Origin of the sequence: Neorhizobium sp. BT27B (assembly GCF_050455485.1) — a bacterium.
GTDB lineage: Bacteria > Pseudomonadota > Alphaproteobacteria > Rhizobiales > Rhizobiaceae > Neorhizobium.
The window spans coordinates 489714-515326 of the sequence record NZ_JBCIYT010000004.1; the positions used below are offsets into that span (position 1 = coordinate 489714).

The 25613-nt window shown below is 60.7% G+C and carries 23 protein-coding genes; 12 read left to right on the forward strand and 11 right to left on the reverse strand.

Features of this window, described 5'->3' with window-relative positions:
• Positions 1-53 precede the first annotated feature (53 nt).
• Genes AAIH70_RS13995 through AAIH70_RS14005 form a run of 3 tightly spaced genes read right to left on the reverse strand, consistent with a single transcriptional unit; the run spans position 54 to position 3281 of the window.
• Positions 54-1700 (reverse strand): ABC transporter substrate-binding protein, encoded by a 1647-nt coding sequence (locus AAIH70_RS13995; RefSeq protein WP_132274645.1) that lies wholly within the window; start codon positions 1698-1700, stop codon positions 54-56.
• Positions 1701-1755: 55 nt separating this feature from the next.
• Entirely contained in the window at positions 1756-2778 is a 1023-nt protein-coding gene (locus AAIH70_RS14000) for a glycoside hydrolase family 3 N-terminal domain-containing protein (protein WP_132274642.1), read from the reverse strand.
• 17 nt (positions 2779-2795) lie between these two features.
• The gene (locus AAIH70_RS14005) at positions 2796-3281 is read right to left on the reverse strand and encodes a GNAT family N-acetyltransferase (protein WP_132274640.1); all 486 of its coding nucleotides are present in this window, start codon (positions 3279-3281) and stop codon (positions 2796-2798) included.
• A 312-nt stretch (positions 3282-3593) separates the two neighbouring features.
• On the opposite strand from AAIH70_RS14005, the gene pip reads away from it, so the two are divergent.
• The 10 genes from pip (at position 3594) to AAIH70_RS14055 (ending at position 15705) form a co-directional block, all read left to right on the forward strand.
• The gene (gene pip, locus AAIH70_RS14010) at positions 3594-4568 is read left to right on the forward strand and encodes a prolyl aminopeptidase (RefSeq protein ID WP_245519172.1); all 975 of its coding nucleotides are present in this window, start codon (positions 3594-3596) and stop codon (positions 4566-4568) included.
• On the forward strand, positions 4565-6373 hold the full coding sequence (locus AAIH70_RS14015; RefSeq protein ID WP_132274634.1) for a S9 family peptidase: 1809 nt from the start codon (positions 4565-4567) through the stop codon (positions 6371-6373). Before pip ends, AAIH70_RS14015 begins: the two co-directional genes overlap by 4 nt.
• 24 nt (positions 6374-6397) lie before the next feature.
• Positions 6398-7828 (forward strand): M20 family metallopeptidase, encoded by a 1431-nt coding sequence (locus tag AAIH70_RS14020; protein ID WP_132274632.1) that lies wholly within the window; start codon positions 6398-6400, stop codon positions 7826-7828.
• 84 nt (positions 7829-7912) lie between these two features.
• Positions 7913-9529 (forward strand): ABC transporter substrate-binding protein, encoded by a 1617-nt coding sequence (locus AAIH70_RS14025; RefSeq protein WP_132275853.1) that lies wholly within the window; start codon positions 7913-7915, stop codon positions 9527-9529.
• Positions 9530-9540: 11 nt separating this feature from the next.
• Positions 9541-10617, forward strand: a complete 1077-nt coding sequence (locus AAIH70_RS14030; RefSeq protein WP_132274629.1) for an ABC transporter permease — start codon at positions 9541-9543, stop codon at positions 10615-10617.
• A gap of 7 nt (positions 10618-10624) precedes the next feature.
• Positions 10625-11566 carry a nickel transporter permease gene (nikC, locus tag AAIH70_RS14035; protein ID WP_132274628.1) on the forward strand — a complete coding sequence of 314 codons (942 nt, stop codon included), beginning with the start codon at positions 10625-10627 and terminating at the stop codon, positions 11564-11566.
• Positions 11559-12437: an ABC transporter ATP-binding protein gene (locus tag AAIH70_RS14040; RefSeq protein ID WP_132274625.1), complete on the forward strand. Its 879-nt coding sequence runs from the start codon at positions 11559-11561 to the stop codon at positions 12435-12437. The genes nikC and AAIH70_RS14040 overlap by 8 nt, the downstream gene beginning before the upstream one ends.
• A gap of 8 nt (positions 12438-12445) precedes the next feature.
• A complete protein-coding gene (locus tag AAIH70_RS14045) occupies positions 12446-13231 on the forward strand; it encodes an ABC transporter ATP-binding protein (protein WP_207908256.1) in 786 nt (261 codons plus the stop codon).
• Positions 13228-14253 (forward strand): serine hydrolase domain-containing protein, encoded by a 1026-nt coding sequence (locus tag AAIH70_RS14050; protein ID WP_132274620.1) that lies wholly within the window; start codon positions 13228-13230, stop codon positions 14251-14253. The genes AAIH70_RS14045 and AAIH70_RS14050 overlap by 4 nt, the downstream gene beginning before the upstream one ends.
• Positions 14254-14346: 93 nt before the next feature.
• Entirely contained in the window at positions 14347-15705 is a 1359-nt protein-coding gene (locus AAIH70_RS14055; RefSeq protein WP_132274617.1) for an MmgE/PrpD family protein, read from the forward strand.
• Positions 15706-15711: 6 nt separating this feature from the next.
• On the opposite strand, the gene AAIH70_RS14060 is transcribed toward AAIH70_RS14055, so the two are convergent.
• The 3 genes from AAIH70_RS14060 to AAIH70_RS14070 all read right to left on the reverse strand — a co-directional run bounded on the left by AAIH70_RS14060 (position 15712) and on the right by AAIH70_RS14070 (position 18705).
• Entirely contained in the window at positions 15712-16641 is a 930-nt protein-coding gene (locus AAIH70_RS14060; protein WP_132274614.1) for a LysR family transcriptional regulator, read from the reverse strand.
• A gap of 213 nt (positions 16642-16854) precedes the next feature.
• Positions 16855-17985, reverse strand: coding sequence for a M24 family metallopeptidase (locus AAIH70_RS14065; RefSeq protein WP_132274611.1), 1131 nt, complete (start codon positions 17983-17985; stop codon positions 16855-16857).
• A gap of 18 nt (positions 17986-18003) precedes the next feature.
• Positions 18004-18705 carry a type 1 glutamine amidotransferase gene (locus AAIH70_RS14070; RefSeq protein ID WP_132274608.1) on the reverse strand — a complete coding sequence of 234 codons (702 nt, stop codon included), beginning with the start codon at positions 18703-18705 and terminating at the stop codon, positions 18004-18006.
• Positions 18706-18828: 123 nt separating this feature from the next.
• On the opposite strand from AAIH70_RS14070, the gene AAIH70_RS14075 reads away from it, so the two are divergent.
• A complete protein-coding gene (locus AAIH70_RS14075) occupies positions 18829-19596 on the forward strand; it encodes a LamB/YcsF family protein (protein ID WP_132274606.1) in 768 nt (255 codons plus the stop codon).
• Here the strand turns inward: AAIH70_RS14075 and AAIH70_RS14080 are convergent.
• Genes AAIH70_RS14080 through AAIH70_RS14100 form a run of 5 tightly spaced genes read right to left on the reverse strand, consistent with a single transcriptional unit; the run spans position 19593 to position 24188 of the window.
• Positions 19593-20552, reverse strand: coding sequence for a biotin-dependent carboxyltransferase family protein (locus AAIH70_RS14080; protein ID WP_132274603.1), 960 nt, complete (start codon positions 20550-20552; stop codon positions 19593-19595). The two genes, AAIH70_RS14075 and AAIH70_RS14080, sit on opposite strands and share 4 nt — an antisense overlap.
• Entirely contained in the window at positions 20549-21286 is a 738-nt protein-coding gene (gene pxpB / locus AAIH70_RS14085) for a 5-oxoprolinase subunit PxpB (protein WP_132274600.1), read from the reverse strand. Before pxpB ends, AAIH70_RS14080 begins: the two co-directional genes overlap by 4 nt.
• Positions 21270-22217 carry a hydroxyacid dehydrogenase gene (locus tag AAIH70_RS14090; protein ID WP_165932032.1) on the reverse strand — a complete coding sequence of 316 codons (948 nt, stop codon included), beginning with the start codon at positions 22215-22217 and terminating at the stop codon, positions 21270-21272. The genes pxpB and AAIH70_RS14090 overlap by 17 nt, the downstream gene beginning before the upstream one ends.
• Before the next feature lies 1 nt (position 22218).
• Positions 22219-23532: a hydantoinase/carbamoylase family amidase gene (locus AAIH70_RS14095; RefSeq protein ID WP_132274594.1), complete on the reverse strand. Its 1314-nt coding sequence runs from the start codon at positions 23530-23532 to the stop codon at positions 22219-22221.
• Positions 23532-24188, reverse strand: coding sequence for a GntR family transcriptional regulator (locus AAIH70_RS14100; RefSeq protein WP_165932031.1), 657 nt, complete (start codon positions 24186-24188; stop codon positions 23532-23534). Before AAIH70_RS14100 ends, AAIH70_RS14095 begins: the two co-directional genes overlap by 1 nt.
• A 217-nt stretch (positions 24189-24405) precedes the next feature.
• Between AAIH70_RS14100 and AAIH70_RS14105 the strand changes: the two genes are divergently transcribed.
• Positions 24406-25584: a M24 family metallopeptidase gene (locus tag AAIH70_RS14105; RefSeq protein WP_132274589.1), complete on the forward strand. Its 1179-nt coding sequence runs from the start codon at positions 24406-24408 to the stop codon at positions 25582-25584.
• The last annotated feature ends 29 nt before the right edge of the window (positions 25585-25613 follow it).

Below are 25613 nucleotides of genomic sequence, written 5' to 3' on the forward strand. Positions count from 1 at the left end.
CCCTCAAACCGGCAGCAGCATCTGTCGATACTGCTGCCGTCGGATTGATGACCTCAGCCGGCTGGCTTCAGCGCCAGAAGGTGCAGAATGCGCGCCGGGTTGGTGCGCGAGATCGAGGGGTTCACGAACGGGTTCTCCTCCGTCGACCAGCCGGTAAACCGCTTGGTGTTATACTGGTACCAGTTCGGATTGTTGAAAACCGGGATCATTGGCATGTTTTCCGCCACGATCCGCTGCGCCTTCGCCATCACTTCCTTCTGCTTGGCCGGGTCGGCCGTGTGGGTGAATTCCACCACCAAGGCTTCCAGTTCCGGGTTGAACCAGCGCTGCGCGGTGAAGCGGGTCTTGCCCTTGTCGGCAGCGCTGAAGGCGCGCTTGTAGGGGTAATAAGGCGAAGCCGATGCCGGCAGGCTGTTGATCGCCGCGTCGAATTTGCCGGAGATCAGGCTGGAGGTCCACACGGCTTCTTCCGGCGTCTCGATCTTCGCATCGACACCGGCCGCCTGCATGCCCTCGATGGCGATGTTGACGGTATCGACCCAGTCGGTCCACGAGCTTGGCACGACGATCGAGAAGGACAGTTTTGTGCCATCCGGATTCTCGCGGAAACCGTCGCCATCCTTGTCGGCATAACCGGCTTCGTCCAGCAGCGCCTTGGCGGCCTCGGCATCAAATTTGCCGAATTTTCCGAGGTCGGCCGCGACCTTCTCGTCGGCCCAGCTCTTGTAAAGCTCGCCCATCAGGCCGGGGTCTTCGTTGAGCGTCGGATAACCGTAACCGGCGATGTCGATCATCGTGGCACGGTCGAGCGCCATGCTCATCGCCTGACGGAATTTCAGGTCGGTAAATGCCTTTTTGTTGTTCTCGTTGGCGGTTTCCAGATTGAACAGGAAGGCCACCATGCTGCTCGGCGAATACCAGAAATGATAATGTTCCGGGTCCTTGGCGACATAGACATTCTCGATGTCGGGAATGAAGGAAACGCCCCAGTCGAGCGTGCCGTCGGCGGTGGCGGTCAGGATCTGGTTGTTGTCGGCCAGCTGCGGAAAGCGCAGGCAATCGACCTTCAGCGTCGCTGCATCCCAGTAATTGGGGTTGCGGCACTGGTCATAGGTCTGGCCGGTGAAGCGAGGAATTTCGGTCAGGGCGCCGCTTGCCACCGGTTTTTCATTGGCAAAGGTCACCGGGTCGGCAATGTCCTTCCAGATGTGCTCGGGCACGATCGGCAGCTGTGACAGCTGCTCGGCGGCAATCGAGCTTGGTTCCTTCAGCGTGAAGCGCACCGTCTGGCCATCAACAGCTTCGACGCCGGTGATGAAAGTCCAGATGCTGACGAAATCCAGCGCTGGGAATTTCTTGATATAGTCATAAGTGAATTTGACGTCCGCCGCCGTCAGCGGCTTGCCGTCCGACCATTTGAGGCCCGCCCGCAGCTTGAAATCGACGCTCTTCAGGTCGTCCGCAAGCTTGTAGCTTTCGGCCAGACGATAGACCGGCTTGTTGCTGTCGAAACGGTTGAAGACGATCAGCGGCTCATACATGAAATCGAGCGTCGATTGCCGCGCCGATGTCTGGTTGAACGGGTTGAAGTTGCGCACCCAGGTCGTGGCCGGTTCGATATTGGCAGTCAGCACGGTCTGGGCGGATGCCGTGCCGGCAAGCAGGGCCAGCGCGGTTGCAATGAAAACGGTATTCCTCATGTCGGTTCCCCTTTTGATTTTTATGATGGGTTTTTATAATGGGCAGGCGAGGTTTTTATGCAGCGAGTTTTTCCGCAAAAATGGCTTCGATTTCCTCCTGAGCGCGGCGGTAATCGATCTTGAGAGTGCCGAGCCGGGCATTGCCGGCGGCGATGCGGTCGAGCGTTTTCTGCGTCACTGGGCGTGCCGCCTTGGCGGCTGCTTCGCTCTCGGCCAGATCGCCATGGCTGTGCAGCGCAATGTCCGAGCCGGCATCGAGCACCTGTTTGACGCGCTCGGGCAGCGTGCCTTGCAGGGATTCCATAAAGATGCAGTCGGAGATCAGCACGCCGTCATAACCAAGATCGTTTCGGATCACCTCGTGCATGGTTGGCGAAATCGAGGCGGGCAGTTCCGCGTCGTATTCGGAGTAAACCACATGCGCGACCATCGCCCACGGTGTGTCCTTCAATGCCACGAAGGGTGCAAAATCGGTCATCGTCAGGATTTCTTTGGAGGCGTCCACGACCGGGCGTTCCTTGTGGCTATCCAGCGTGGCGCGGCCATGGCCGGGAATGTGTTTCATGACAGGCAGGTTGCCGGTTTCCAGCAGCCCATCCACCACTTCGCGACCGAGTGCGGCGATAAATTCCGGATCGGGACCGAAGGAACGCGCGCCGATGACGTCGCTGGTCGTCTCAAAAACCAGATCGAGCACCGGCGAACAGCCGCTGGAAAGGCCAAGCTCCGACATCATCGAACCCATCGCCTGCGAAGACAGCCGCAGCGCCTTGCGGCCAGCCTCGAAGTCCTTGCGGGCAAGCTTGGCAAACTCGCCAAAACTGCGAAACAGCGGCCATGGCCCGCCATCGAGATGCTGGACACGGCCGCCTTCCTGATCGGTAAAAACAGGGGCATCGGCACGGCCGACCGCCTCGCGAAAACGCTCGATCAGGATTTTTGCCTGTTCGGGATTGCGCAGATTGCGGCGGCCGACAAACAGGCCAAGCGGGTTGGTGTCGGCAAACAGCTTGAATTCATCGTCGGAAAGGGTCGGGTTGGGCAGGCCGACAAACAGTGCGAGCGGTGTCGAGGACATGAAAATGGTCTCCGTATTCAGGATTGTGTTTTCGGGCGCCGCAGCATGCCCTCGTAAATGCCCTTGTCGCGGGCCGGAATTTCGATCGCGCCGACGGCGCTTTTGTAAAAATCGACAGGCCCGGCATCGCCGATGAAGGCATAGGCGTGCCCGAGCGTCTTCATCGTCTGCAGGCAATCGGAAAACAGCGACAGGCCGATGCCGCGACCGCGCGCCTCTTCCGCCACGCCGGTCGGGCCGAAAAAGCCGCGCGCCGTCGTGTCGTAACAGGCAAAACCGAGCAATGTGCCGTTTTCCACTGCAATCAGGCAGGCGATCGGCTGGCGGGAGAAGGCGACGGAAACCTCGCTTGCCCAATTGTCGCTGAAGTTTTCACGCACCCATTCGATGACAAGATTCATCTCGGGCGGCAGGGCGGGTCGAATGGTGGCGAAATTGCCATTGGCCTTTTTTGCCAACGCGCTAACTTCCGAGCCATACAGGTTCACCAGCATGTCCGGCATCTTACCTCCTGCTTCCATAAAAATGGAATAGACGCCATTATTTTGATCTAGGTTCGATCATAGGTGTGGCGTTGTCAAGTGGACAGGGTATCGCGTTGGCGAGCCTGGCCTGTGTATAAGGTCAGGCGGGCGCCTATGGGTAAGCCCTTTGCATAAAGGCCAAAAGCCAAAACTATTCCAAAATGGAATGGCCCATTTCGTTTTATCATTAGACATCGGCGACGACATCGTTCCATCATGCACAAAATATCAGCGTGCACATAATATATGCACTGCGATATCCTTTTGTCTTGGCGGAGGCGGTTTGCGGGAATGCAAGAGCAGGGTGCAAGAGACAGTTTTTACCTCGATGTCGATGCGCGGCATCGGCTCCATGTCGAGGAGCACGGGCATCCCGACGGCATTCCCGTCGTCATCCTGCATGGTGGTCCCGGCGCCGGCATGTCGCGCAAGCAGATCGAAACCTTTGACCTCGCTATTTTCCGCATCGTCATCTTCGACCAGCGCGGTGCCGGCCGCTCCACGCCTTCGGCCGATCTCATCGACAACACGACGGATGCCCTGATTGCCGATATCGAGGCCATCCGTGAAAAGCTCGGCATCGATCGCTGGATTGTCGCCGGTGGTTCCTGGGGCAGCTGCCTGGCGCTTGCCTATGGCCAGAAGCATCCGCAGCATTGCCTGGGTTTTCGCCTGCACGGCATCTTTCTCGCCGGACGCGAGGATATCGACTGGTGGTTCAATGGCGTGCGCGCAATCTTCCCGGATCAGTGGGAGGATTTTGCCGGTTTCATTCCCGAGGGCGAGCGTGGCGATCTTCTGGGCGCCTATTATCGCAGACTGACGAGCGGCAATGCCCATGAAGAGGCCGCAGCCGCACTGAGCCTGCGCGGATTTTCAGCCAAGACACAGACATTTCTGCCCGATCCCGGTCATGTGGCGACCCTTCTGGAGCCGAAGGCGGCGCTCGCCGTGGCTCGTCTCTTCACCCACTACTGCATGCATGGCGCCTTTCTCGAGCCCGGCCAGTTGCTGCGCGATATCGATCGCATTCGTCATCTGCCCTGCGAGATCGTACAGGGCCGTTACGATACGGTGACGCCGATGGCGTCCGCATGGCGTCTGCACAAGGCATGGCCGGAAGCCGCCTTCGTCATCGTCACGGAAGCCAATCACCAGTCGACCAAGGGGCCGTTGTTCGACGAGTTGAAGAACGCCACCGGCCGGCTGCACAACAGATTGCTGGCCGCAGCGCCGGTCGCTCGCATGAAAGGTATCGGCGCATGACAAACGCTTTTGACGCTGCTGCCATCACACCATTCCTCGAAATCCGCTCGGTCAAATCGCCGGCGGTGTCGCCGGATGGCCAATGGCTGGCTTATCTGTCGGATGCCACCGGTTTCCACCAGCTCTGGGTTCAGCCATTTGCCGGCGGTGAGGCAAGGCAGGTCACCGATATGCCGGAACCTGTCGGGGCTTTCGCCTTCAATCCAAAAGGCTCGCAAATTTTTTTCACCATGGATTGCGGTGGGGACGAGCGCCATCAGTTGTGGTTGCTGCCGGACGTGAATGCAGCACCCGTGCCGCTGACGCAGGCGCCGGCCGTCGTGCATATGTGGGGCGCATGGTCGCCGGATGGCCAGCGTATCGCCTATGCTTCAAATGGCCGCTCGCCCTATGACATGGATGTGCATGTCATGAAGATCGCCACGCGCGAGGTCGCGACGGTCCATATCGGCCGCGGTATGCGCGAAGTTCTGGCATTCTTCCCCGATGGCAAGTCGTTGCTGGTGCGCGAGTCCCTGCGCTCCGGCAATGATCAGGATCTCTATCGCCTCGACATCGAAACCGGGTCGTTGACGCCTTTGATGCCGCATGAGGGCAAGGCGCGATATCTCGCCGCCCGCCTGTTCAAGGATGGCAGCGGTGGCCTGACGGTTTGCGATCAGGACAATGATTTCATGGCAATCCGCCCGTTTGGTGCGGAAGGCGGCCGTGCTGCGCCGGTGGTTACGCTCCCCAACCGCAATGCCGAGGCGCTGGCGCTGTCGCCCGATCAGACACGTTTTGCGTTCCTGATCAATGAGGATGGCTGGAGCCGTATCGCCACCGCCAACCGTGATGGCAGCGATGTGACGACATTCGAAAACCAGCCGGTCGGTGTCATCACCTCGGTTGCGTTTGCGCCGGATGGCCAGTCGCTGGTGTTTCCGCTGGAAAGCGCCTCAAAACCGTCCGGCATCTGGAAGCTTGATTTTTCCACGGCCAGTTTCGAGCAGCTTGTCTCCGGAAACACGCATGGTGTCGACACGACCGGTTTCATCGAACCGGTCGTCGAATGGTTCGAGAGTTTTGACGGCCAAAAAATCCCGGCTTGTGTCTACACGCCGTCATCGCCTGCACCTGTTGATGGTTATCCCGTTCTGTTCATCGTCCATGGTGGACCGGAAATGCAATGGCGGCCGGATTTTCGCGCTGACGTGCAGTTCCTGTTGAGCCAGGGTGTTCTGGTGGTCGCCCCCAATGTCCGCGGCAGCACCGGTTACGGCCGCACGTTCCACCAACTCGACGACCGCGAAAACCGCATGGATTCCGTCGCCGACCTGCGCGCCATTCGTCTCGCCATCGGTAGCCGCGATAATGTGAACGCAAACCGTATCGGCGTGTTCGGCCGTTCTTATGGCGGCTTCATGGTCCTCTCGGCGCTGACGGAAGACCCCGACCTCTGGTCGCTCGGCATCGATTTTTACGGTGTCGGCAATTTCCTCACCCATCTTCTTGCCACCGGTCCCTGGGGCCGCCAGCAACGTGTCGCCGAATATGGTGATCCGGCAGTTATGCGCGAAAAACTCGAGCGCTTTTCGCCGATCAACCGCATCGGCCGCATGAAGGCGCCGCTTCTGATCGTCCATGCCAACCGTGATCCGCGTGTGCCGATGGGCCAGAGCGAAGACGTCTATTCCTGCCTGAGCGGCCTCGGGCACGACTGCGAATACCTGCGGATCGACCATGAGGGGCACGGTTTTGCCCGGCTGGAAAACCGGTTGACCGTGTTTTCCACCTTCGCCCGCTTCCTTGAAAAACACCTTTGAACACAAGTCTTATTGGAGAGAGAAATGCAGAACAGTGAGCCGATCTGGGATCTGGTCGACGAACACAGGGCGGAATTCGAAGCCCTGAGTGACCGCGTCTGGGGCATGCCCGAGATCGCCTATACCGAATATGCCTCGGTTGCCGAACATGCCGCCATGCTGCGCGAGCAGGGTTTTTCCGTCACCGAGAACGTCGCCGGTATTCCGACCGCCGTCATGGGTGAAGCAGGCGAGGGCGGCCCGATCATCGCCATCCTCGGCGAATATGACGCGCTGCCGGGTCTCAGCCAGGAAGCCGGCATTGCCGAACCGAAGCCAATTCCCGGCACAGGCCACGGTCACGGTTGCGGCCACAATCTGCTCGGTTCGGCCGCCATGCTGGCCGCAACCGCCATCAAGGATTGGCTGGAAAAGACCGGCAAGCCCGGCCGTGTGCGGTATTACGGCTGCCCGGCCGAAGAAGGTGGCGCTGCCAAATCCTTCATGGCCCGCGAAGGCGCATTTGACGGCGTCGATGCCGCCATCACCTGGCATCCGAGCGCCTTCACCGAGGTCGCCAAGGCGCAGTCGCTCGCCAATACCCGCATGGACTTCAAGTTCACCGGCCGCTCCTCGCACGCTGCCGCTGCCCCGCATCTCGGCCGCTCGGCGCTCGATGCCGTCGAGCTGATGAATGTCGGCGTCAATTATCTGCGCGAACACGTGCCGGATTCCAGCCGCATCCATTACGCCATGCTCGATTCCGGCGGCATTGCGCCGAACGTCGTGCAGGCCAAGTCGGCCGTGCGTTACGCCATCCGTTCGCGTGACCTCAAGGGCATGCTGGACCTCAATGATCGCGTCAAGCAGGTCGCACTCGGCGCCGCGATGATGACCGGCACCACGGTCGATATCTCGATCATGAGCGCGGTCTCCAACCTTCTCGGCAACCGCCCGCTGGAAGAAGCGATGCAGCGCAATCTCGAGCGTCTCGGCCCTGTGCCCTTCGATGCCGAGGACAAGGCGTTTGCCGCAAAAATCCAGGCGACGCTGAGCGATGAGGATATCGACAACGCCTATCTTCGCACCGGCGTGCCGCGTCGCGAAGAGACGCCGCTTTGCGATTTCATCGTGTCGCTCGATACGCATGGCGAACCGATGATCGGCTCGACGGATGTTGGTGACGTCAGCTGGCTGATGCCGACCGTGCAGGCGCATGCGGCAACGATTGCCATCGGCACGCCGGGTCATTCCTGGCAGGTGACGGCACAGGGCAAGACGCCGGCCGCCCACAAGGGCATGACCCATGCCGCCAAGATGATGGCCGGCACGGCAATCGACCTTCTGGAAGACGCAGACCTGCTCGCCGCCGCCAAGGCGGATCATCAGGCGCGTGTCGGTAAGACCGCTTACGTCTGCCCGATCCCGGCCGACGTGCAGCCGCCGCTGCAGCCGCGCCCGAAGGAGGCCGCCTGACATCCGCAGTGCCGGGGGCGGGAAAAAGCCCCCGGCTCAAAAATCAGCGTTCAAGATTCGAAAACAAGGGGAACTGAAAGCATGATGACGAAACATTTTTCCAAGCACAAAAAGGCCATCGCCGCCGCTGCTGCCGCAGCGCTTCTCTCCTCCATCGCCCTGCCGGCGCAGGCCGCAACGCCGGCTTCGGCGCTGGTCATGGCGTGGAACATCGATGCCATCAGCACGTTCGATCCGGCCCAGGTCGGCGAGGTCGTGACCAACGAACTGTTGCAGAACACCTGCGATTCACTGGTGGATTTCGATCCCAAGGACGAATCCAAGGTCGTGCCTCTGCTCGCCAAGAGCTGGGATGTCTCGGAAGATCGCAAGCAGATCACCTTCCATCTCAATGAAGGCCTGAAATTTCCGGGTGGTGCACCGGCAACCGCCAAGGAACTCGCATGGTCGATGCAGCGCGTCGTCACGCTGGGTTACGGCAATGCCGCGACGCTGACCGAATACGGATTCAGCAAGGACAATGTGAAGGATCGCATCGTTGCCAAGGATGACAACACGCTGGTCCTGACACTCGACAATCCGTATCCGACCAACCTCATTCTTCAGGCCGTCGGCGCCAACCGCGTTTCGGCGCTGCTGGACCAGGCGACGCTGACCAAGAATGAAATCAACGGCGATCTTGGCAACAAGTATCTGGCCACCAACACCGCCTGCGTCGGCCCTTACAAGCTGGTGCAGTGGAATGCCGGCGAGTCCATCGTTCTGCAGGCCAATGACGATTATTATGGCAAGGCACCCAAGTTGAAGCGCGTGCTCATCCGCCACGTTGCTGAGCCGGGCACGCAGCGCCTGCTTCTCCAGCAGGGTGACGTCGATATCGCCCGTGACCTGTCGCCGGACGATCTGGCCGATCTCGATGGCAAGCCCGGCCTGAAGGTCGAGCGCGTGTTGAAGCCGCAGCTGTTCTTCTGGACCTTCAACGCGCTCGATCCGGTCTTCAAGGACGAGAAGGTGCGCCTCGCGATGCGTTACCTGATCGATTATGATGGTCTCGGCAAGTCGGTGATGAAATATCTCGGCGTGCCGCGCGCAAGCTTTGCCCAGCTCGGCGCCACCGGTGCTCTCGATGCCGAACAGGGCCAGCCCTTCAAGCTCGATATCGAAAAGGCCAAGGCACTGCTGACCGAAGCCGGTTATCCCAACGGCTTTGAAGCAAACGTGCTGATCGGCACGCTGCCGCATTCCGCCCCGATCGCCCAGAGCATTCAGCAGAATGCCTCCAAGGTCGGCGTCAAGCTCAACCTCGAGCGCATGGCCAATGCCCAGCTGTTTGCCCGCATCCGGGGTCGCGAATTCCAGACCGGCATGCTTGCCTGGCAGACCAGTGTGCCGGATGCGCACGGCAACGCCTCTCGTCTGGTTTACAACCCGGACAACCGGCCGGAAGCAAAGCTGACGCAGATGCCTTCGTGGCGGTCGGCCTTCCAGAATGAGGCGTTTAACACACAGGTCAAGGCAGCACTTCTCGAAGGCGATCCGGAAAAGCGCAACCAGATCTATTACCAGCTTCAGAAGGACGTCATGGAAAAGGGCCCTATGGCCATCATGTTCCAGATGTATAACATCCTGGGCATGAGCGATAAGGTTCAGAATTGGACCTGGAACGGCTTCCGCGTTTATTACGACCTGGCCTCCAAGTAAGCGGCCCGATCATGGCGGACCTCACTCACTCGATTCCCCGCAGCAATGCGGGGAACGGGACGAAGCCAAACCCGGTTCTCGTCGTGCTGAGCATTCTCGGCAAGACGCTGCTGCCGGTCTTCGTCACCCTGTTCGGCCTCGCGGCCCTGACATTTTTCATCGGCAGAATGCTGCCGATCGATCCGGTTGCCTCCATCCTCGGCGATAACGCCACCCAGGAGGCTTATGAAAAGATGTCGGCGGCGCTCGGCATGGACAAGCCGCTCTGGTATCAGTTCGGCGTCTATGTGAAGGGCATCCTGTCGCTCGATTTCGGTGATGCGCTGACGACGGGCAAGCCCGTTATCGACGACATCGCCCGTGTCTTTCCAGCCACCATCGAGCTTGCCACGCTGTCGATCATCATCGGCACCGGTTTCGGCATTCCGGCCGGCGTGCTGTCGGCCATGTACCGCAATTCCTGGCTGGACAATGCCATCCGTTTCACCGGCCTGATCGGTTATTCGGCGCCAAACTTCTGGCTCGGCCTGATGGGGCTTGTCCTGTTTTACGCCACGCTCGGCTGGATCGGCGGGCCGGGGCGCATCGATTTCATCTATGAATTCGATATCGAACCGATCACCGGCTTCTACCTGATCGACACCGCATTGGTGGGCAACTGGGAAGTGTTCCGCAACGTTTTCGGCCACATCATCCTGCCGGCCTCGATCCTCGGTTTTGGCGCGCTTGCCTATATCAGCCGCATGACGCGCTCCTTCATGATCGAGCAGTTGAGCCAGGAATATATCGTCACCGCCCGTGTCAAAGGCCTGTCCTGGGCACGCACGGTCTGGATCCACGCCTTTCGCAATGTGGCGGTGCAGGTGATGACCGTCGTGGCGCTCTCCTATGCCTTCCTTCTCGAAGGCGCGGTGCTGACCGAGACGGTGTTTGCCTGGCCCGGTTTCGGCCGCTACCTCACCAATGCGCTTCTTGTCGGTGACATGAATGCGGTCGTGGGCTGCTCGCTCCTCGTCGGCGTCATTTTTGTCACCCTCAATCTCATCTGCGATCTTCTTTATCGCGTCTTCGACCCCAGAACCCGCTGAGGCCGCCATGACTGACAAAGCCATAACTTCGCCGGCCGTTGCCGCCGCTGCCCATACCGGGCTTGCGGCCTGGCTGCGCGCGCCGGTTCCGACCTCGCCCTCGCATGCCCGCATGCAGCAACTCTGGCTGCAATGGCGGCGGTTGCGCGCCAACGGTTCCGCGCTGTTCGGATTGTGCGTTATCGTCATTCTGCTGATCGCGGCCACCTTCGCGCCGCTGCTCGCCACGCATGACATTTTCGAGCAGAACCTTGCCACACGCCTGCTGGCGCCATCGATGGAGCATTGGCTCGGCACGGATGAACTCGGGCGCGATGTCTATAGCCGCCTCCTGTTCGGCGCCCGTATCACGCTTTACATCGCGCTTCTGACCACCGTCATCGTCGCGCCGATCGGCCTGATCGTCGGCACCACGGCCGGTTATCTCGGCGGCTGGGTCGATACGGTGCTGATGCGCATCGTCGACGTGTTTCTGGCTTTCCCCAACCTCATCCTCGCGCTTGCCTTCGTCGCGGCGCTTGGGCCTGGCATCGAGAATGCCATCATCGCCATTTCGCTCGCCTCATGGCCGCCGATCGCCCGCCTTGCCCGCGCCGAAACGCTGACCATCCGCAAGTCGGATTACATTGCCGCCGTGCGCTTGCAGGGGGCGTCCAGCCTGCGCATCATCTTCGGCCATATCATGCCGATGTGCATTCCCTCGGTCGTGGTGCGCGTCACGCTCAACATGGCGGCCATCATCCTCACCGCCGCCGGCCTCGGTTTTCTCGGTCTCGGCGCCCAGCCGCCAAGCCCGGAATGGGGCACGATGCTGTCGTCGGGCCGTGAATTCGTGATGACCAGCTGGTGGATCGCCGCCATTCCCGGAACCGCCATCCTCATCACCAGCCTTGCCTTCAATCTGTTGGGCGATGGCCTGCGCGACGTACTGGATCCCCGCCATGGATAAGCCCGAGGTTGCACCCCTTATCGACGTCAAGGATCTGACGATCCGCTTCGAGACACCGCAGCGCACGTTTGATGCCGTGCGCGGCGTGTCCTTCACCATTGGCCGGGAAAAGGTCGGCATTGTCGGCGAAAGCGGCTCGGGCAAATCCCAGACTGGCCGCGCGCTCCTGAAGCTGACGCCAAAAGTGGCGACCATCAGCGCCGCCCACATGCGCTTCAAGGATACCGACCTTCTCGCCGCAAGCGAAAAGGACATGCGCAAGATCCGCGGCAATCACATCTCGATGATCCTGCAGGACCCGAAATATTCGCTCAATCCGCTGATGCGGATCGGCCAGCAGATTGTCGAAGCCTATCGCCTGCACCACAAGTCACCGAAGGCAGAGGCGCGGGAAAAGGCGCTCGCCATGCTGGAATCGGTGCAGATCCGCGATCCCGAGCGGGTGTTCACCCTCTTTCCGCACGAAGTGTCCGGCGGCATGGGCCAGCGCATCATGATCGCCATGATGCTGATCCCCGAGCCGGATCTGATCATCGCCGACGAACCCACCTCGGCATTGGATGTGACGGTACGCCGTCAGGTTCTGACCATTTTGGATGAACTGGTAACGCGGCGCGGGACCGGGCTGATGTTCATCAGCCATGACCTCAATCTCGTCGCCGGTTTCTGCGACCGGGTGCTCGTCATGTATGCCGGCCGCATCATGGAAGATCTGCCGGCCAAGGACCTGCACAAGGCGCAGCATCCCTATACGCAGGCACTGTTGCAGAGCCTGCCGCGCCTCGACAGCGAAACCGAGGAACTGAAAGTGCCTGTGCGTGATCCGGCATGGCTTGATGGTCCCGTCTATCGCAATGGAGTTTTGGCATGACACCGGCCATGAAACAGACAAGACCGCTTATCGAGGCGATTGGCCTCTCCATCAGCTTTGGTCCGCAACATGCCCGCAACCGCGTCGTGGATGACGTGTCCTTCCGCATCGGCAAGGGCGAGGCCTACGGCCTGATCGGCGAATCCGGCTGCGGAAAGTCGACGATCCTGCGGGCCTTGTCCGGCCTCAACGATGATTATGACGGTGCGCTCACCCTCAATGATCGCGAACTGCCGAAAAAGCGCGAAAAGGATTTCTTCCGCCGCGCCCAGATGGTGTTTCAGGATCCATACGGTTCCCTGCATCCCCGCAAGATCGTCGAAAAGGTCCTTTCCGAGCCGCTGCGCATTCACGGCTTCGATCGCCATTCGGAACGTATCGCCGAAACGCTGGATGCCGTCGGTCTTGGCGCCTCGTTCCGCTATCGGTATCCGCACGAACTCTCCGGCGGCCAGCGCCAGCGTGTGGCGATTGCCCGTGCGCTGATCATCGAGCCAGAGATCCTGCTGCTCGACGAGCCCACCTCGGCGCTCGACGTCTCGGTACAGGCGGAAATCCTCAATCTCCTGAAACGCCTGCGGGTGGAGCGAAACCTCACCTATCTCATGGTCAGCCATGATCTGGCGGTCATCGCCCATATCTGCGAGCGCGCCGGCATGATGTACAAGGGGCGTATCATCGAAGAACTGACGTCGCAGCAGATCCGCAAGTCCGAAGCAAAAGAGGATTACACGCGGGAGTTTCTGCAGGCGAGTGTCGAGGCCGTGGAGCGCAGCCCGGAGGTGGCGGCATGAGCAGGGTGCCATCCTCTGCCGAGACGTCGATAACCAATCCGGGTGCCGACTGGCAAGCCTACGAAAATCCCGCTGCCGCAGGGTTCAGCGAGAAGAAACTGGAAGCGGTGCGCGCTGTGGCGGCATCGCAGGCCACCGACATGCTGCTCGTCATCCGCCACGGCAAGGTGGTCCTGTCGATCTGTGATGCGGGACAAAAGTTTCTCTGCCATTCGATGCGCAAGAGCTTTCTGGCGGCTCTGATCGGTTTCGAGGTGGAGGAGGGGCGGATCGATCTATCGGCCACGCTGGAAAGTCTGGATATCGACGATCGCCAGCGTTTAAGCGCGGTCGAGCGACAGGCAACCATCTATGATCTGCTGACGGCCCGTTCCGGCATCTACCATCCGGCCGGTTATGAAACGCCATGGATGCGCATGATCAAGGAGAGGCGCCATTCGCACGCGCCGGGCACTTTCTGGTGTTACAACAACTGGGATTTCAACGCGCTTGGCACGATCTTCGAAAAGCTGACCGGCGAATCGGTGCATCAATCCTTCCTCCGCCGCATCGCCGGGCCGATCGGCATGCAGGATTTCACCATCGACGGCGAAAAGCCGGATGGCTGGCACGAGAGTTTTCAGATCAGCGAACATCGCGCCTACCCCTTCCGCATGTCGAGCCGCGATCTCGCCCGTTTCGGTCAGCTCTACCTGCAAAACGGTGTTTGGAACGGCTCAGCCGTTCTGCCTGCCGGCTGGGCCCAGGAATGTGTGCTGCCTTATTCGCATGCCGGCGCTCTTGGTGGTTATGGCTATATGTGGTGGCTGGAGCGTGAGGGCGTGTTTCTGCCGGGCGTCATCACGCCGAAAGGCAGTTATGCCGCCAACGGTGCCGGCGGGCATTATTGCCTCGTGATGCCGGCGCTGGACATGGTCGTCATCCACCGCGTCGATACCGAAAAGGAAGGACGGTATGTCACACGCTTCGGCGTCGGAAAGCTGTTGCGCCATCTTCTGGCAGCGCTCGACGATACGTCCTGAGTGCGGCTGCCTGCAAACATTTGTTTCCCATGAACCGTGCTCCCGGCGCGGCCGGGATGGTGCATGTCCATTTTTCCAGAAAGAGTTTTCGCAATGACCGTCATCGAAACCATCGCAGCCTGGTGCGCCGCACCACCTGCCACCAGCGAAACGGCCCGTCGCCTTGCCCGCGAAGCGATCAGCGATACGATCGCCTGCCTTTACGCCGGCCGCAACGATATGAGCACGCTGGCGGTTTCCCGCGCGTTCGGCTGGCAGCTGGCAGGTGAGGCGGCGCTTGTCACCGGTGGCCGGCAATCGCCCTCCGTCGCGGCCCTGATCAACGGCACGGCGGCGCATGCGCTCGATTACGACGATAATTTTCGTCCCGGCATGAGCCACGCCTCCGCCGTCATCGTGCCGGCACTGCTGGCGGTGGCGGATCGCGTCAATACCAGCGGCAAGGCGCTGGTCGATGCATATCTTGTGGCCTTGCAGGCACAGGCCTTTGTCGGCAGCGGCGTCGCCGGCTCGCATTACACGGCCGGCTGGCACGGCACTTCCACGGTCGGCAGCATCGGCACGGCGGCCGGTGTCGCAAAACTCATCGGTCTCGATGCTGCCGGCATTGCCCGAGCACTCTCGCTTGGCGCCAGCATGGCCTCCGGCACCAAGGGCCAGTTCGGCACGCCGGTGAAGCCGTTCCACGCCGGCATGGCGGCGCGCAATGCCGTGGAAGCCGCGCTGCTGGCGGCGGAAGGTCTGCGCGGTCGTCTCGATATTCTCGAAGGCGAACAGGGGTTTCTGGAGATGTTCGGCGGTGAAAACCCTAAAGGCTATGATATCGCCGAGATTGCCGCGACGCGCGATCACACGGTGGAAACGGTCGGCGTCATGCCAAAGCTGCATCCCTGCTGCGGCTCCACGCATCTCATCGTCGATGCGGTGCTCGACCTGATGAAGGACACGGATATCGATCCGGATGCGATCGTTTCCGCCGAATGCCATGTCGGCATCGCCAATTACCGCAATCTTGCCTATTCCGAGCCGAAGGATGAAATGCAGGCACGTTTTTCCATGCAATATTGCCTTGCTCTGGCGCTGCGCAGAAAAACGCTTTCATTGTCGGATTTCACACCTGATGCCGTGGAGATTTTTGCAAAGGACGCGTTGCTGCCGAAAATTTCCATGACACATTACAGCGCTGCGGAAGAGGCCGAGGCGATGAGCTATCTTCCCCACACGCTGAAGATCACGCTGATGGATGGCACGATTCTCGAAACCCAACGCGCGGCAGCACGCGGCGGCATCGCCAATCCGTTTTCGCAAGCCGATCAGCGCACGAAATTTTTCGATTGCCTGAACGATGTGGCCGGCGCCGAGACGATACATTCACGTCTGCAGTCCCTCGAAAACCAGAAGGATCTGCGTTTCCTCGGCACGTTGTTTGACAACCAGTCGGTTGCGGCTTGACGTGAATTACGGAAGCGAAACACGGTCGGTCAGAATGCCGACCTCTTCCGCCCGTTTCCAGAAATGGCCGGCACTCTTGCAACGCAGGCGATAGGATCTGTAGAGGCGGATTTCGACCGTAATGTCGTGCTCCGGTTCCGCAGCCCGCACCAGCTGGCCGCTCCGGATCTCGTTGACGGCAAGGCTTTCCGGTATCCAGGCAAGGCCATGACCGGCCATCGCCATGGCTTTCAGGGCGGCGGACATGGCGTTTTCATAAACAGTGTTGAGCCGGAAGGGCGCCTTTTCGAAAATCGCCTTCGGCAATGCCTGCGCGAAAAACGAGCTGTCGCGATAACTCAGATAATTCACCGGCTCACCGTCGAGCGTCAGCCGGTGCAGCGGTTCACCGTTGTTGTCAGGTGCGGAGATGGCGATCACCCGTTCCGAACCGAGCGTCAGGCAGGGGTAATCGGCCAGATCGCGGATCGCCGGCACGCAGTCATGCGCATAGGTCAGCAGGAAATCGCATTCGTTGCGAAACAGTTTCGAAACATTGCCGGAAAAGGACGAATAGGCCTCAGCAAACCGTGTGCGGAATGGTGCGCCATTCGCCTCTATCCTTTCCATCCAGACCGGAAAGAACGTCAGAACCAGCGTGCTCATCGTGGCGAAAGACAGTATTTCGTCGGAAGCCTCATGCCGCTGGCGGGTTTCCTCACGCAGCGCGACGATGGAATCCACGGCCCGTCTCGCCCGTGGCAGAAAGCTCTGACCCGCTTCGGTCAGCCGGACCGGATAGGTGGAGCGGTCGATCAGCGGCAGACCGGCCCATTCTTCCAGCTGGCGGATTCGGCGGCTGAGTGCCGATTGGGTGATGTTGCGGTCATTGGCAGCCAGCGTAAAATTCATGAAATGCGAGAGGCTGAGGAAATCTTCCAACCATTTGAGTTCCACCGCTCCGTCTCCGTTCTTCCCGGCACGGCCGGAAAACGGCAGTTCCAGAACAAGAATTCAAAGCGCGTACCATGCGGTCTGCCGTCCGCCCTTGCAAGTGTGTTGCGATCACGTGCAGCGGTTCGGCAGTCTCATTTTCGGCATTCATGCCATCAGCGGCGCATCGGTCATTTTTTGCTTGCCAATGCGCCGCTAATTCTCGGGAAGTGTTTGCTATTTCACGAACAGCTGACGCGGAAAGTGGGTGAGCTTTTCATAGCCTGTTTCGGTAATGGCGATGGTTTCCGACATGCCGAATCCGCGCGCCAGAACGTAGGTGTGGAATGTCTGGCCCGGCTCGAAAACCCAGTCGCATCCGGCCGCCGCTTCCAGTGGTTCGCCACCATTGGGCTGCAGCAGCAGGCCAACGGAATAGAAGGTCTTGTTGGTATAGGTTTCGCGCAGGCCCGCAGACAGCACGCCGTCGCGATAGATCGCGTCGGGAATGCCGGCGGAAACACCCGGCTTCACCTCGCGCATGGCGGCATCCTGAATGGCGATGAGCTGCTCGACAACCTTGTGGTCGTCGTCCTGGACGGGGCCGACGCGGATCGGCCGCATGAAACGGGCGTGATAATGCCGGACATTCGGCGTCGTTTCGATCTGCACGATATCGCCGGCTTCTAGAATCCGGTCGGAATAACCGCCATGCAGATGAAAGGCGCGCTCGCCGGAAGACATCACGCCGGGGCCGGGCAGGTCGCTGCCGGCGCGGATCATCGCGGCACACACTTCGGCGGCCATTTCGCGTTCGCTGACACCGACGGCGGCGCTGTCGATCGCCGCCTGCATGCCGGCTTCGGCCGCCTTGGCGGCGCGGCGCTGATAGGCGATTTCCGCGGGTGACTTGATCAACCGCATGCGCGGCGTCATCAGGCTTTCATCCTGCCATTCGATGCCGGGAAGCGCCGATTTCAGATATTCGTAACGACCCGCAGACAGCGGCCAAGCGGAAAGTTCGATACCGAGCTTCGCGGTTTTGCCGATGCGGCTGGCAATGGCGTCGGCTGCCACCTTCATGCGGTCGTCGCTGTCGCTCCACATCACCCGGTCTGAAAACACGCAGGTGCTGTCGAGATAATATTCCTCGACATCGCGGCAGAACAGGGTCGGTTCGCCCTCGGCCGGAATGATGGCGAATTGCAGCGTGCCATAGGCGCGGGTGAAATAACCGGTCAGCCAGGTCACGGTTTCCGGCAGGAAGGCGATCAGGCCATCCAGCTGCTTTTCCCGCAGCGTCTTTTGGACACGGGCAAGGCGCTCGAGAAATTCTTCGCGTTCGAACCAGTAGGCAGTTTTTACCATTGTCATTTTCCTTGAGGATCAGCCGTTCTGGACGAGTTCGGCAAAGCGCGTCAGCATGGTCTTGGCTTCCGCCGCCTCATGCGCCTGCGCCTTCAGGTCGTCGATATTGGCGCCGTCCTTTTCCATCCGCTCGCGGTTTTCGTCGAACCAGATCACGGCCTGCGCCTTGGTGACTTCTGGATGGCCCTGAATGCCCCAGATATCCTCGTCCTTGTAACGCCAGATCTGGTTCGGGCAGTCGTCGGAATAAGCCAGCACCGTCATGTCCGGATGCTGCGCCTTCACCTCGTCATTGTGCCAGACGAACATGTGGACGTTTTCGACCAGGTCGCGGGCCAGCTTGTCGGTGGCGGCAGCTTCGGTCAGCGGCAGGTCCTTGTAGCCGATCTCGCAGGAGGTGCGGCGGAACACCTGATCCTTGCCGCACAGCGCCGAAGCCAGAATCTGGCTGCCGAAGCAGATGCCGAGCATGGGAATCTGCTTCTCCGCAGCCTCCTGAATCAGTTCGTGTTCGCGCAGGATGAAAGGCACGTCTTCATAGGCGCCATGGGCGCTGCCGGACAGAAAAATGCCGTCATAACCATCCAGCGAAGCCGGAAACTGGCCGTCATAGGCCCAGTATCGATCGACCTTCAGGCCCCACGCCTCGAACCTGTCATCCAGTTTGGCAACCGACTGAAATTTGCGGCCATTGCCGAGATAAAGAAGGCGCCCTGCCATGTCATTCCCCGTTTTAATTTCTGAACACCATTGGTATACCGATGGTGTTCGTGGTGCAATCGCGAAATCCGATGTCGGGGCGACGCTGTTGTGCGATAGTACGGAGCAGACGAAAGGGCAGGCATGCGTATCGATCTCAATTCCGATCTCGGCGAAGGTTTTGGCCCCTGGGCGATGGGCGATGATGCCGCCATGCTCGACATCGTCAGCACGGCCAATATCGCCTGCGGTTTCCATGCCGGTGATCCGGATATCATGCGGGCCACCGTGCGGTTGGCGAAGGCGCGTGGTGTGGCGGTCGGCGCGCATCCCGGTTATCGCGATCTGATCGGTTTTGGCCGCCGCCGTCTGCCCGGCGTCACCGTGTCGGAGGTGGAAACGCTGGTCGCCTATCAGGTCGGCGCACTTGCCGCGGTCTGCGCTCTCGAAGATCACCCGATGACGCATGTGAAAACCCATGGCGCGCTTGGCAATGTCTGCGCCGATGACGATGCCATGGCGCTGGCCGTTGCCCGCGCCATCAAGGCGGTCGATCCAAAGCTGGCTTTCATGGTGATGCCGGGCACGGCGACCGCGCGCGCCGCAGATGCACTGGGCCTGACCGCCATCAACGAGATTTATGCCGACCGCACCTATGCCGACACGTTCAACCTGTCGCCGCGCTCCGAGCCGGGTTCGGTCATCCATGATGCGAAAATGCTTGTCGAACGCGTCATGGAGATGGTGTCGGCAGGACGGATCACCGCGACCTCCGGCAAAACTCTGTCGGTGCCTATCGATTCCGTCTGCGTGCATGGCGATACACCGGGCGCGGTGGAGATGGCAAAAACCTTGCGGGTGGGTCTGGAAGACAACGGCTGGAGGATTGCGCCCGGTTTGTCCAATATTTAGCCCCAAAACCGCCTGTCACCCGGACGGCAGAGACTGTTGAGCGCGTCCGCAAGGCGTTTCTGGTCGTGGATAAAAAGCTCTTCGGCAGCATCGGCGGAAATCGCCTTGAACCGGAAATGTTGGCCGCTCGGCATTTGCGCAAGGCGGGCGAGATCGACCGAGGCGACAGTGGCGATTTTGGGGTAACCGCCGGTCGTCTGGCCATCGGCGGACAGCACGATCGGTTTGCCGGAACCCGGCACCTGAATGGAGCCGACCACGGTCGCGTCCGAAATGATGTCATGTCCCTTGTCAGCCGTCAGCGGCGGCCCGTCCAGCACCATCGCCATCCGGTCGCGCGACGCGGTCACCTCGAACGGCCCGGTGGTGAAGGTCGCCCATGTCTCGCGGTCGAAATAGTCGTCCTGCGGACCCGGCACGACCGTGATCGGCTCCGGCCTGCGAAAATAGGGCAGGCCAAGTGCCAGCAGTTCCAGATCGCCCGGTTTACCGAGGGGCAACACGTCACCCGCTGCAAGTTTGCGTCCGTCGAGGCCACCAAGCCCGGTGCGCAGATGCGTGGAACGGCTGCCCAGCACCGGTGTCGTGGTGATACCCCCCGAGATGGCGAGATATCCCCAGACGGCGCCGCGCAGGGCGCCGATTTCTAGGTTTTGGCCTTTGCGCAGGATATGGCTTTCCCACGGCGCAACAGGCTGCCCGTCGATCTCGATCCGGCAGGCGCCGCCCGTCACCGCGATCATAACGTCCTCATCGGCCTCGATCGCGCCACCGGCCAGAGCGAACTCGATGGCAGCGGCCTCAAAATCGTTGCCGACAAGCGCATTGGCAATGGCGTGAGATGCACGGTCTATCGCGCCCGACGTGGAAACGCCGAACGCCCGAAAGCCGTAACGGCCACCGTCCTGAATGGTCATCAGCGGACCATGGCGCAGGATTTTCAGAGTTCTGCTCACGGAGCAATCTCCCGCACGATGACATCACCTTTCGCCGCGCGCTGATCCAGATCTGCAGCTTGGTCCGCCTCGATGCGGCGAAAACGGATGCGGTCGCCGGCCACGAGAAGAAACGGCACGTCGCGTTTCGCATCGAACAGTTTTGCCGGCGTGCGGCCGATAAAACGCCAGCCGCTCGGGCCGGGCAGCGAATTGATACTCGACTGTTTTCCGCCAATACCGACGGCACCAGCTTCGATACGTTGGCGCGGAACGGCAAGCCGCGGTGTATGCAGGATTTCGGGCAATCCGCCGAGATAGGCAAAGCCCGGCGAAAACCCGATCATGTAGACCCGGTATTCGGCTCCCAGATGCAGGCGGATGATGTCCTCAACGGATAGCTCTTTCTTCCGTGCCAGATCATCGAGATCGGCCGCATGTTCGCCCCCGTAAACAATGGGGAACTCGAAAATCCGTCCGCCCATATCGGCGGCGCCCTTCAAGGCGGCACGCTGCATCAGTTCCGTTGCCATCACCGAACCTCGCACCACTTGCGGATCATAGATCACGGTGAGCGATCGATAGGTCGGAACCGTTTCCAGTAGCCCTGCGGGCGGTTCTGTCGAAAGAGACGCATCGAGCGCCAGAACCAGCCGGTTCGAGGTCTCGTCGATCGTGTTGGAAAATTCCACCGTGACGGCACGGTCACCCGCCCGGATGATGCGCGGGTAGCTTATCTCAGGCGGGTTGGACATCGCCGATCCTGTCCAGTTCGGCCAGAACCTTGGTCGCCACCTGCATCCCGGTCTTTTCCAGCGCTTCCCGTGTCGAACCGCCGATATGCGGTGTCAGGATTAGGTTGGGACATTTTAGCAGCGGATGCCCGTCCTCGATCGGTTCATGGTGCAGCACGTCCAGCCCGGCACCGGCGATGGTGCCGGTGTTGAGCGCATCCGCCAGCGCCTGTTCGTCGATCAGCGTGCCGCGCGCCGTATTGATCAGCAGCCCTTGCGGGCCGAGCATCGCAAGCCGGCGGGCATCGATCGTCGGCGTCGCTTCGGGCACGCCGTGTAGTGACAGAATGTCGGACCATTCGCAGAGCTGGTCGATATCCTGCATCGGCAATATGCCGTCCTTGATCAGATCCGCGTCCGGTGTGAAACGCGACGAAACCGCAACCTGCATGCCAAAAGCCAGTGCCAGGCGTGCGACCAGCCGGGAAATATTGCCGTAGCCGATCAGCCCCAGCCGGCGTCCCGAAATCTCGAATGTCGGATGGGTGACGCGAAAATTGCCGTTTCCGGTCCGCGAGGCATGGTCGGCGGCGATCAGCGATCGCGAACAGCCGAGGATCAGCGCCATCACCAGTTCGGCGACCGATTGCGCATTGGCGCCCGGCGTATTCACCAGCGGTATGTCGCGTTGCGCCAGCGATGGTTTGTGCACCTTGTCAGTGCCGGTGCCATGAACGCCGACCACTTTCAGATTGGGAGCGGCGGCAATCTCGTCGGCCGAAAGACCGTGGTTGCGGGTGATGACGACTTCTGCCTCGGCAAGATGCGGCCGAAGCGTATCGAGGCGCGTATCTGCCGCGGTATGAACCTGAAGCCCTCGGCTTTCCAGAAGGCGGATCGCCGTTTCGGCGATTGGCTGGACGATCAGGCACTTGCGCGGCGAATGTGGCATTTCATCTCTCCAGCGGCGGATCGAGGCAGAGTGCGGAAAGCAGGCGGGCCGCCTCGGCAAAGTCCGCGATGTCCATCTGCTCGTCCGGATTATGGCTTCCATTGGCGTTGCGAATAAAAAGCATGCCGGTCGGTACCCCGGCATCGGCAAACACCGCAGCATCATGTCCGGCGCCGCAGGCCATGGTCAATGTGTCTATGCCATGCGCGGCAGCCAGCGCTTCGAACGATTGCACGATAGCATCATCCATCTGTGCCGGTTTGCTGTCGGTCAAACGGCCAAGCTCGAATTTCACCTGATGCGCGGCCTCTATACGCGCCACGGTATCGCGCACGATGGTCTGCATCGCCGTCAGCGTCTCCGGCTGCTGGCTGCGGATGTCGAGCGCAAAACTCAGTTTGCCGGCAACCTTGCTGAAGGCGGCCTCCTTGGCATCCGTGGAAAATTGCCCGAAGGTCACTACGAGATCCGCACCGGCTTCCGCCAGCGCGATCCATGCCTTGTCCAGTTCCGTCACCAGAGCCGCCGCCGCCCGCACGGCGTCGCTGCGATATTCGCGCGGCGTCGCGCCCGAATGCGCATACGTGCCGATGCATTCCGCCTCACGGAAACGGAAGGAGCCGCGAATGCCGGTGACGATGCCGAGCGGTATCTCGCGTTCGATCAGAACCGGCCCCTGCTCGATATGTGGTTCGATGAACATCGCGATATCGGCCGGATCGAGATAGGACGTGCCGGTCTTGAGAAAGGCGGTATCGCCACCGGCCGCATCGATTGCCGCGCCAAGCGATATCTGATCGGATGAACGCGTGACCTGATCGAGTTCACGCGCCGTCAGCTTTCCGAACGCCGCGCGACTGCCGATATAGGAGGCGCCGAACCATGTGCTTTCTTCGGCGCGGATCGCCATGATGGTGATGTCGCGCGGCGGGCGAATGTTGCCGCGCACGTAGCCGGATACGACGGCAAGTCCCATCAGTACGCCGGCAGCACCGTCGAAATTGCCGCCCATCGGAACGGAATCGAGATGCGAGCCGATGAAGATGCCGGGGCCTTCTTCGCGACCCTTCAGCGTCATGTAAAGGTTGCTACCCGGATCGGTCTTAATCTCGAGGCCGAGCTTGCGGGCCTCGCGGCGCACCATGTCATGGGCAATCTGCTCGCCAAGACCGAAGGATGTTCGGGTAATGCCGCGCGCATTGCCGGTGCGGCGCTTCAATTCGTCGAACAGCCGCTCAGCAAGGGCGATATCCACCGGCGCATGGTTGGATTGCTCCAGCGTCTGCCGCTGCACTGCTTCTGAATGGGCAATCATCAGCGGGCCAATCTCTTGATAATGCTGTCTCGAACATGGGCAAGGTGCTGGCGCATCGCATCGGCGGCATCGTCTGCCCGGCCGTCCCGTAGGGCGGTCACGATGGCGAGATGTTCCTGACAGGTGACTTCGAAACGCTCGGGAATGCTGCGCAGGTCGAAAATCTGGGTCTGGCGTCGAAGCGTGCGGATGATCTGCGCCAGTTGCGGATTGCCCGCTGCCTCGCCGATGCCGTCATGCAGACGGTCATCGACATCGCGCACCGATCCACGATCCGGCTTGCCGTCGGGCGCCGTCGCATTGTGCAGCAGGTCCTTCAGGTCGATTTCCAGAGCGCCCAAAATCTCGGGCTGCATATGGCCGGCTGCCAGCCTTGCCGCCTCCGGCTCCAGCAGTTGGCGGATCTGCAGCGCATCCATGTAGTCCTCGATGCGCATCTGCTTGACTTGCAATCCGCTTCTGCCCTGGCGAATGAGCAGGCCTTCGCCTTCCAGCATCAGCAGCGCATCGCGGATCGGGGTGCGGGACATGTTCAGCGTTTCGGCCAGCCGCCGTTCGGTGATCATCACGCCCGGTTTTGCCTGCCCGGAAAGGACAAGGTTGAGGATCTGTTCGTAAGCCTGAAGGGCAAGGCGCTTGTCGGTCTCGATCAGCATCGTCTCTGTCTCTTCCTCCCGCATGGCAGCGGCATCTCTGTGTGACGATTCGGTGCCACATCAACCTCGCATTGTCATCTCGCCAACCTATCCGCGCAGGTCAAGTGCACAGTTTTTAAGCGTGCCGAAATTTTGTATTCCGATGGTTGACGACTGGTATACCATTCCGTAGGTTGACGCAATAACAGGCTTCAAGCCGATAAGAGGGAATGTGATTGTGAATTCGATTGTCGCGCCCAACCTGCCATTTTCACGCGAAGAGCATCTTCAGCGGCAGGACGTGCTGCGGGCGGAACTGGCCGCGCGCGGCGTCGATGCGATGCTCGTTTTCGCGCAGGAAAGCATGTACTGGCTGACGGGTTACGACACCGGCGGCTTCGTTTATTACCAGTGCCTTGTTGTGCCGACCGATGGCCGCGCCCCGATCCTTCTGACGCGCCGCCCGGATCTGGTGCAGGCGCGCCAGACCAGCGTCATCGAGGATATCCGCATCTGGTGGGATGCCGAGGATGCCAATCCGGCCGCCGACCTGAAGGTCATTCTCGAAGAGCTGGGTCTTGGCGGCAAGAGGATTGCCATCGAGCTGAACACCCATGGCCTCACCGGCTGGAACCTCTATCGCACCCAGCAGACGATCGGAGACTGGTGCACGCTTGAAGACGATCGTCACCTGATCCGCTGGCTGCGTGTCGTCAAGTCGCCGGCCGAAATCGAATACACCCGCAAGGCGGCGCGCATTCTCGATACGTCGCTGGAGGCGGTCATTGCGGCGGCTCGCCCCGGTGCGCTCGATAGCGACCTGAAGGCCGTCTACCTGACCTCGATCCTCGGGCAGGGCGCCGACATGCCGCCCAATGCGCCGCTGTTCAATTCCGGCCCGCGCGCCGTTTATGGCCGTGGTGTTTCCGATCCGCGCCGGCTGGAAGCGCAGGATCAGATCCTCGTTGAATATCCGGTGGCTTACCGCCGTTACAACGTGAAGACCGAATGGACCATCCTGTTCGGAAAAGTCTCCGATGCGCATCGCAAGATGTACGACGTCGGCATGGAGACCTTGCGAAAAATGACCGAGATCGCCCGCCCGGGCACGACGCTGGGCGAAATCTTCGATGTCTATGCCGATGGTCTCGACAAGGGCGGCTACAAGCGTGCCCGTTACGGCGCCACCGGTTATTCGGTCGGTTGCACCTTTGCGCCGACCAGCATGGATGTGCCGCCGATGATCTATTCCGGCAATCCGACCGAATGCCGGCCCGGCATGACGCTTTTCTATCACGTGATGAATGGCGACGCCGATACCGGCCTTGCCATGGGCGTCGGCCACACGCTGCTGGTGACGGAAGGCGCACCGGAAGTGCTGACCGCCCTGCCGGAGGATCTGACCGTCATCACCTGACGGATTTCAACGATTGCCGGCGCCATAAA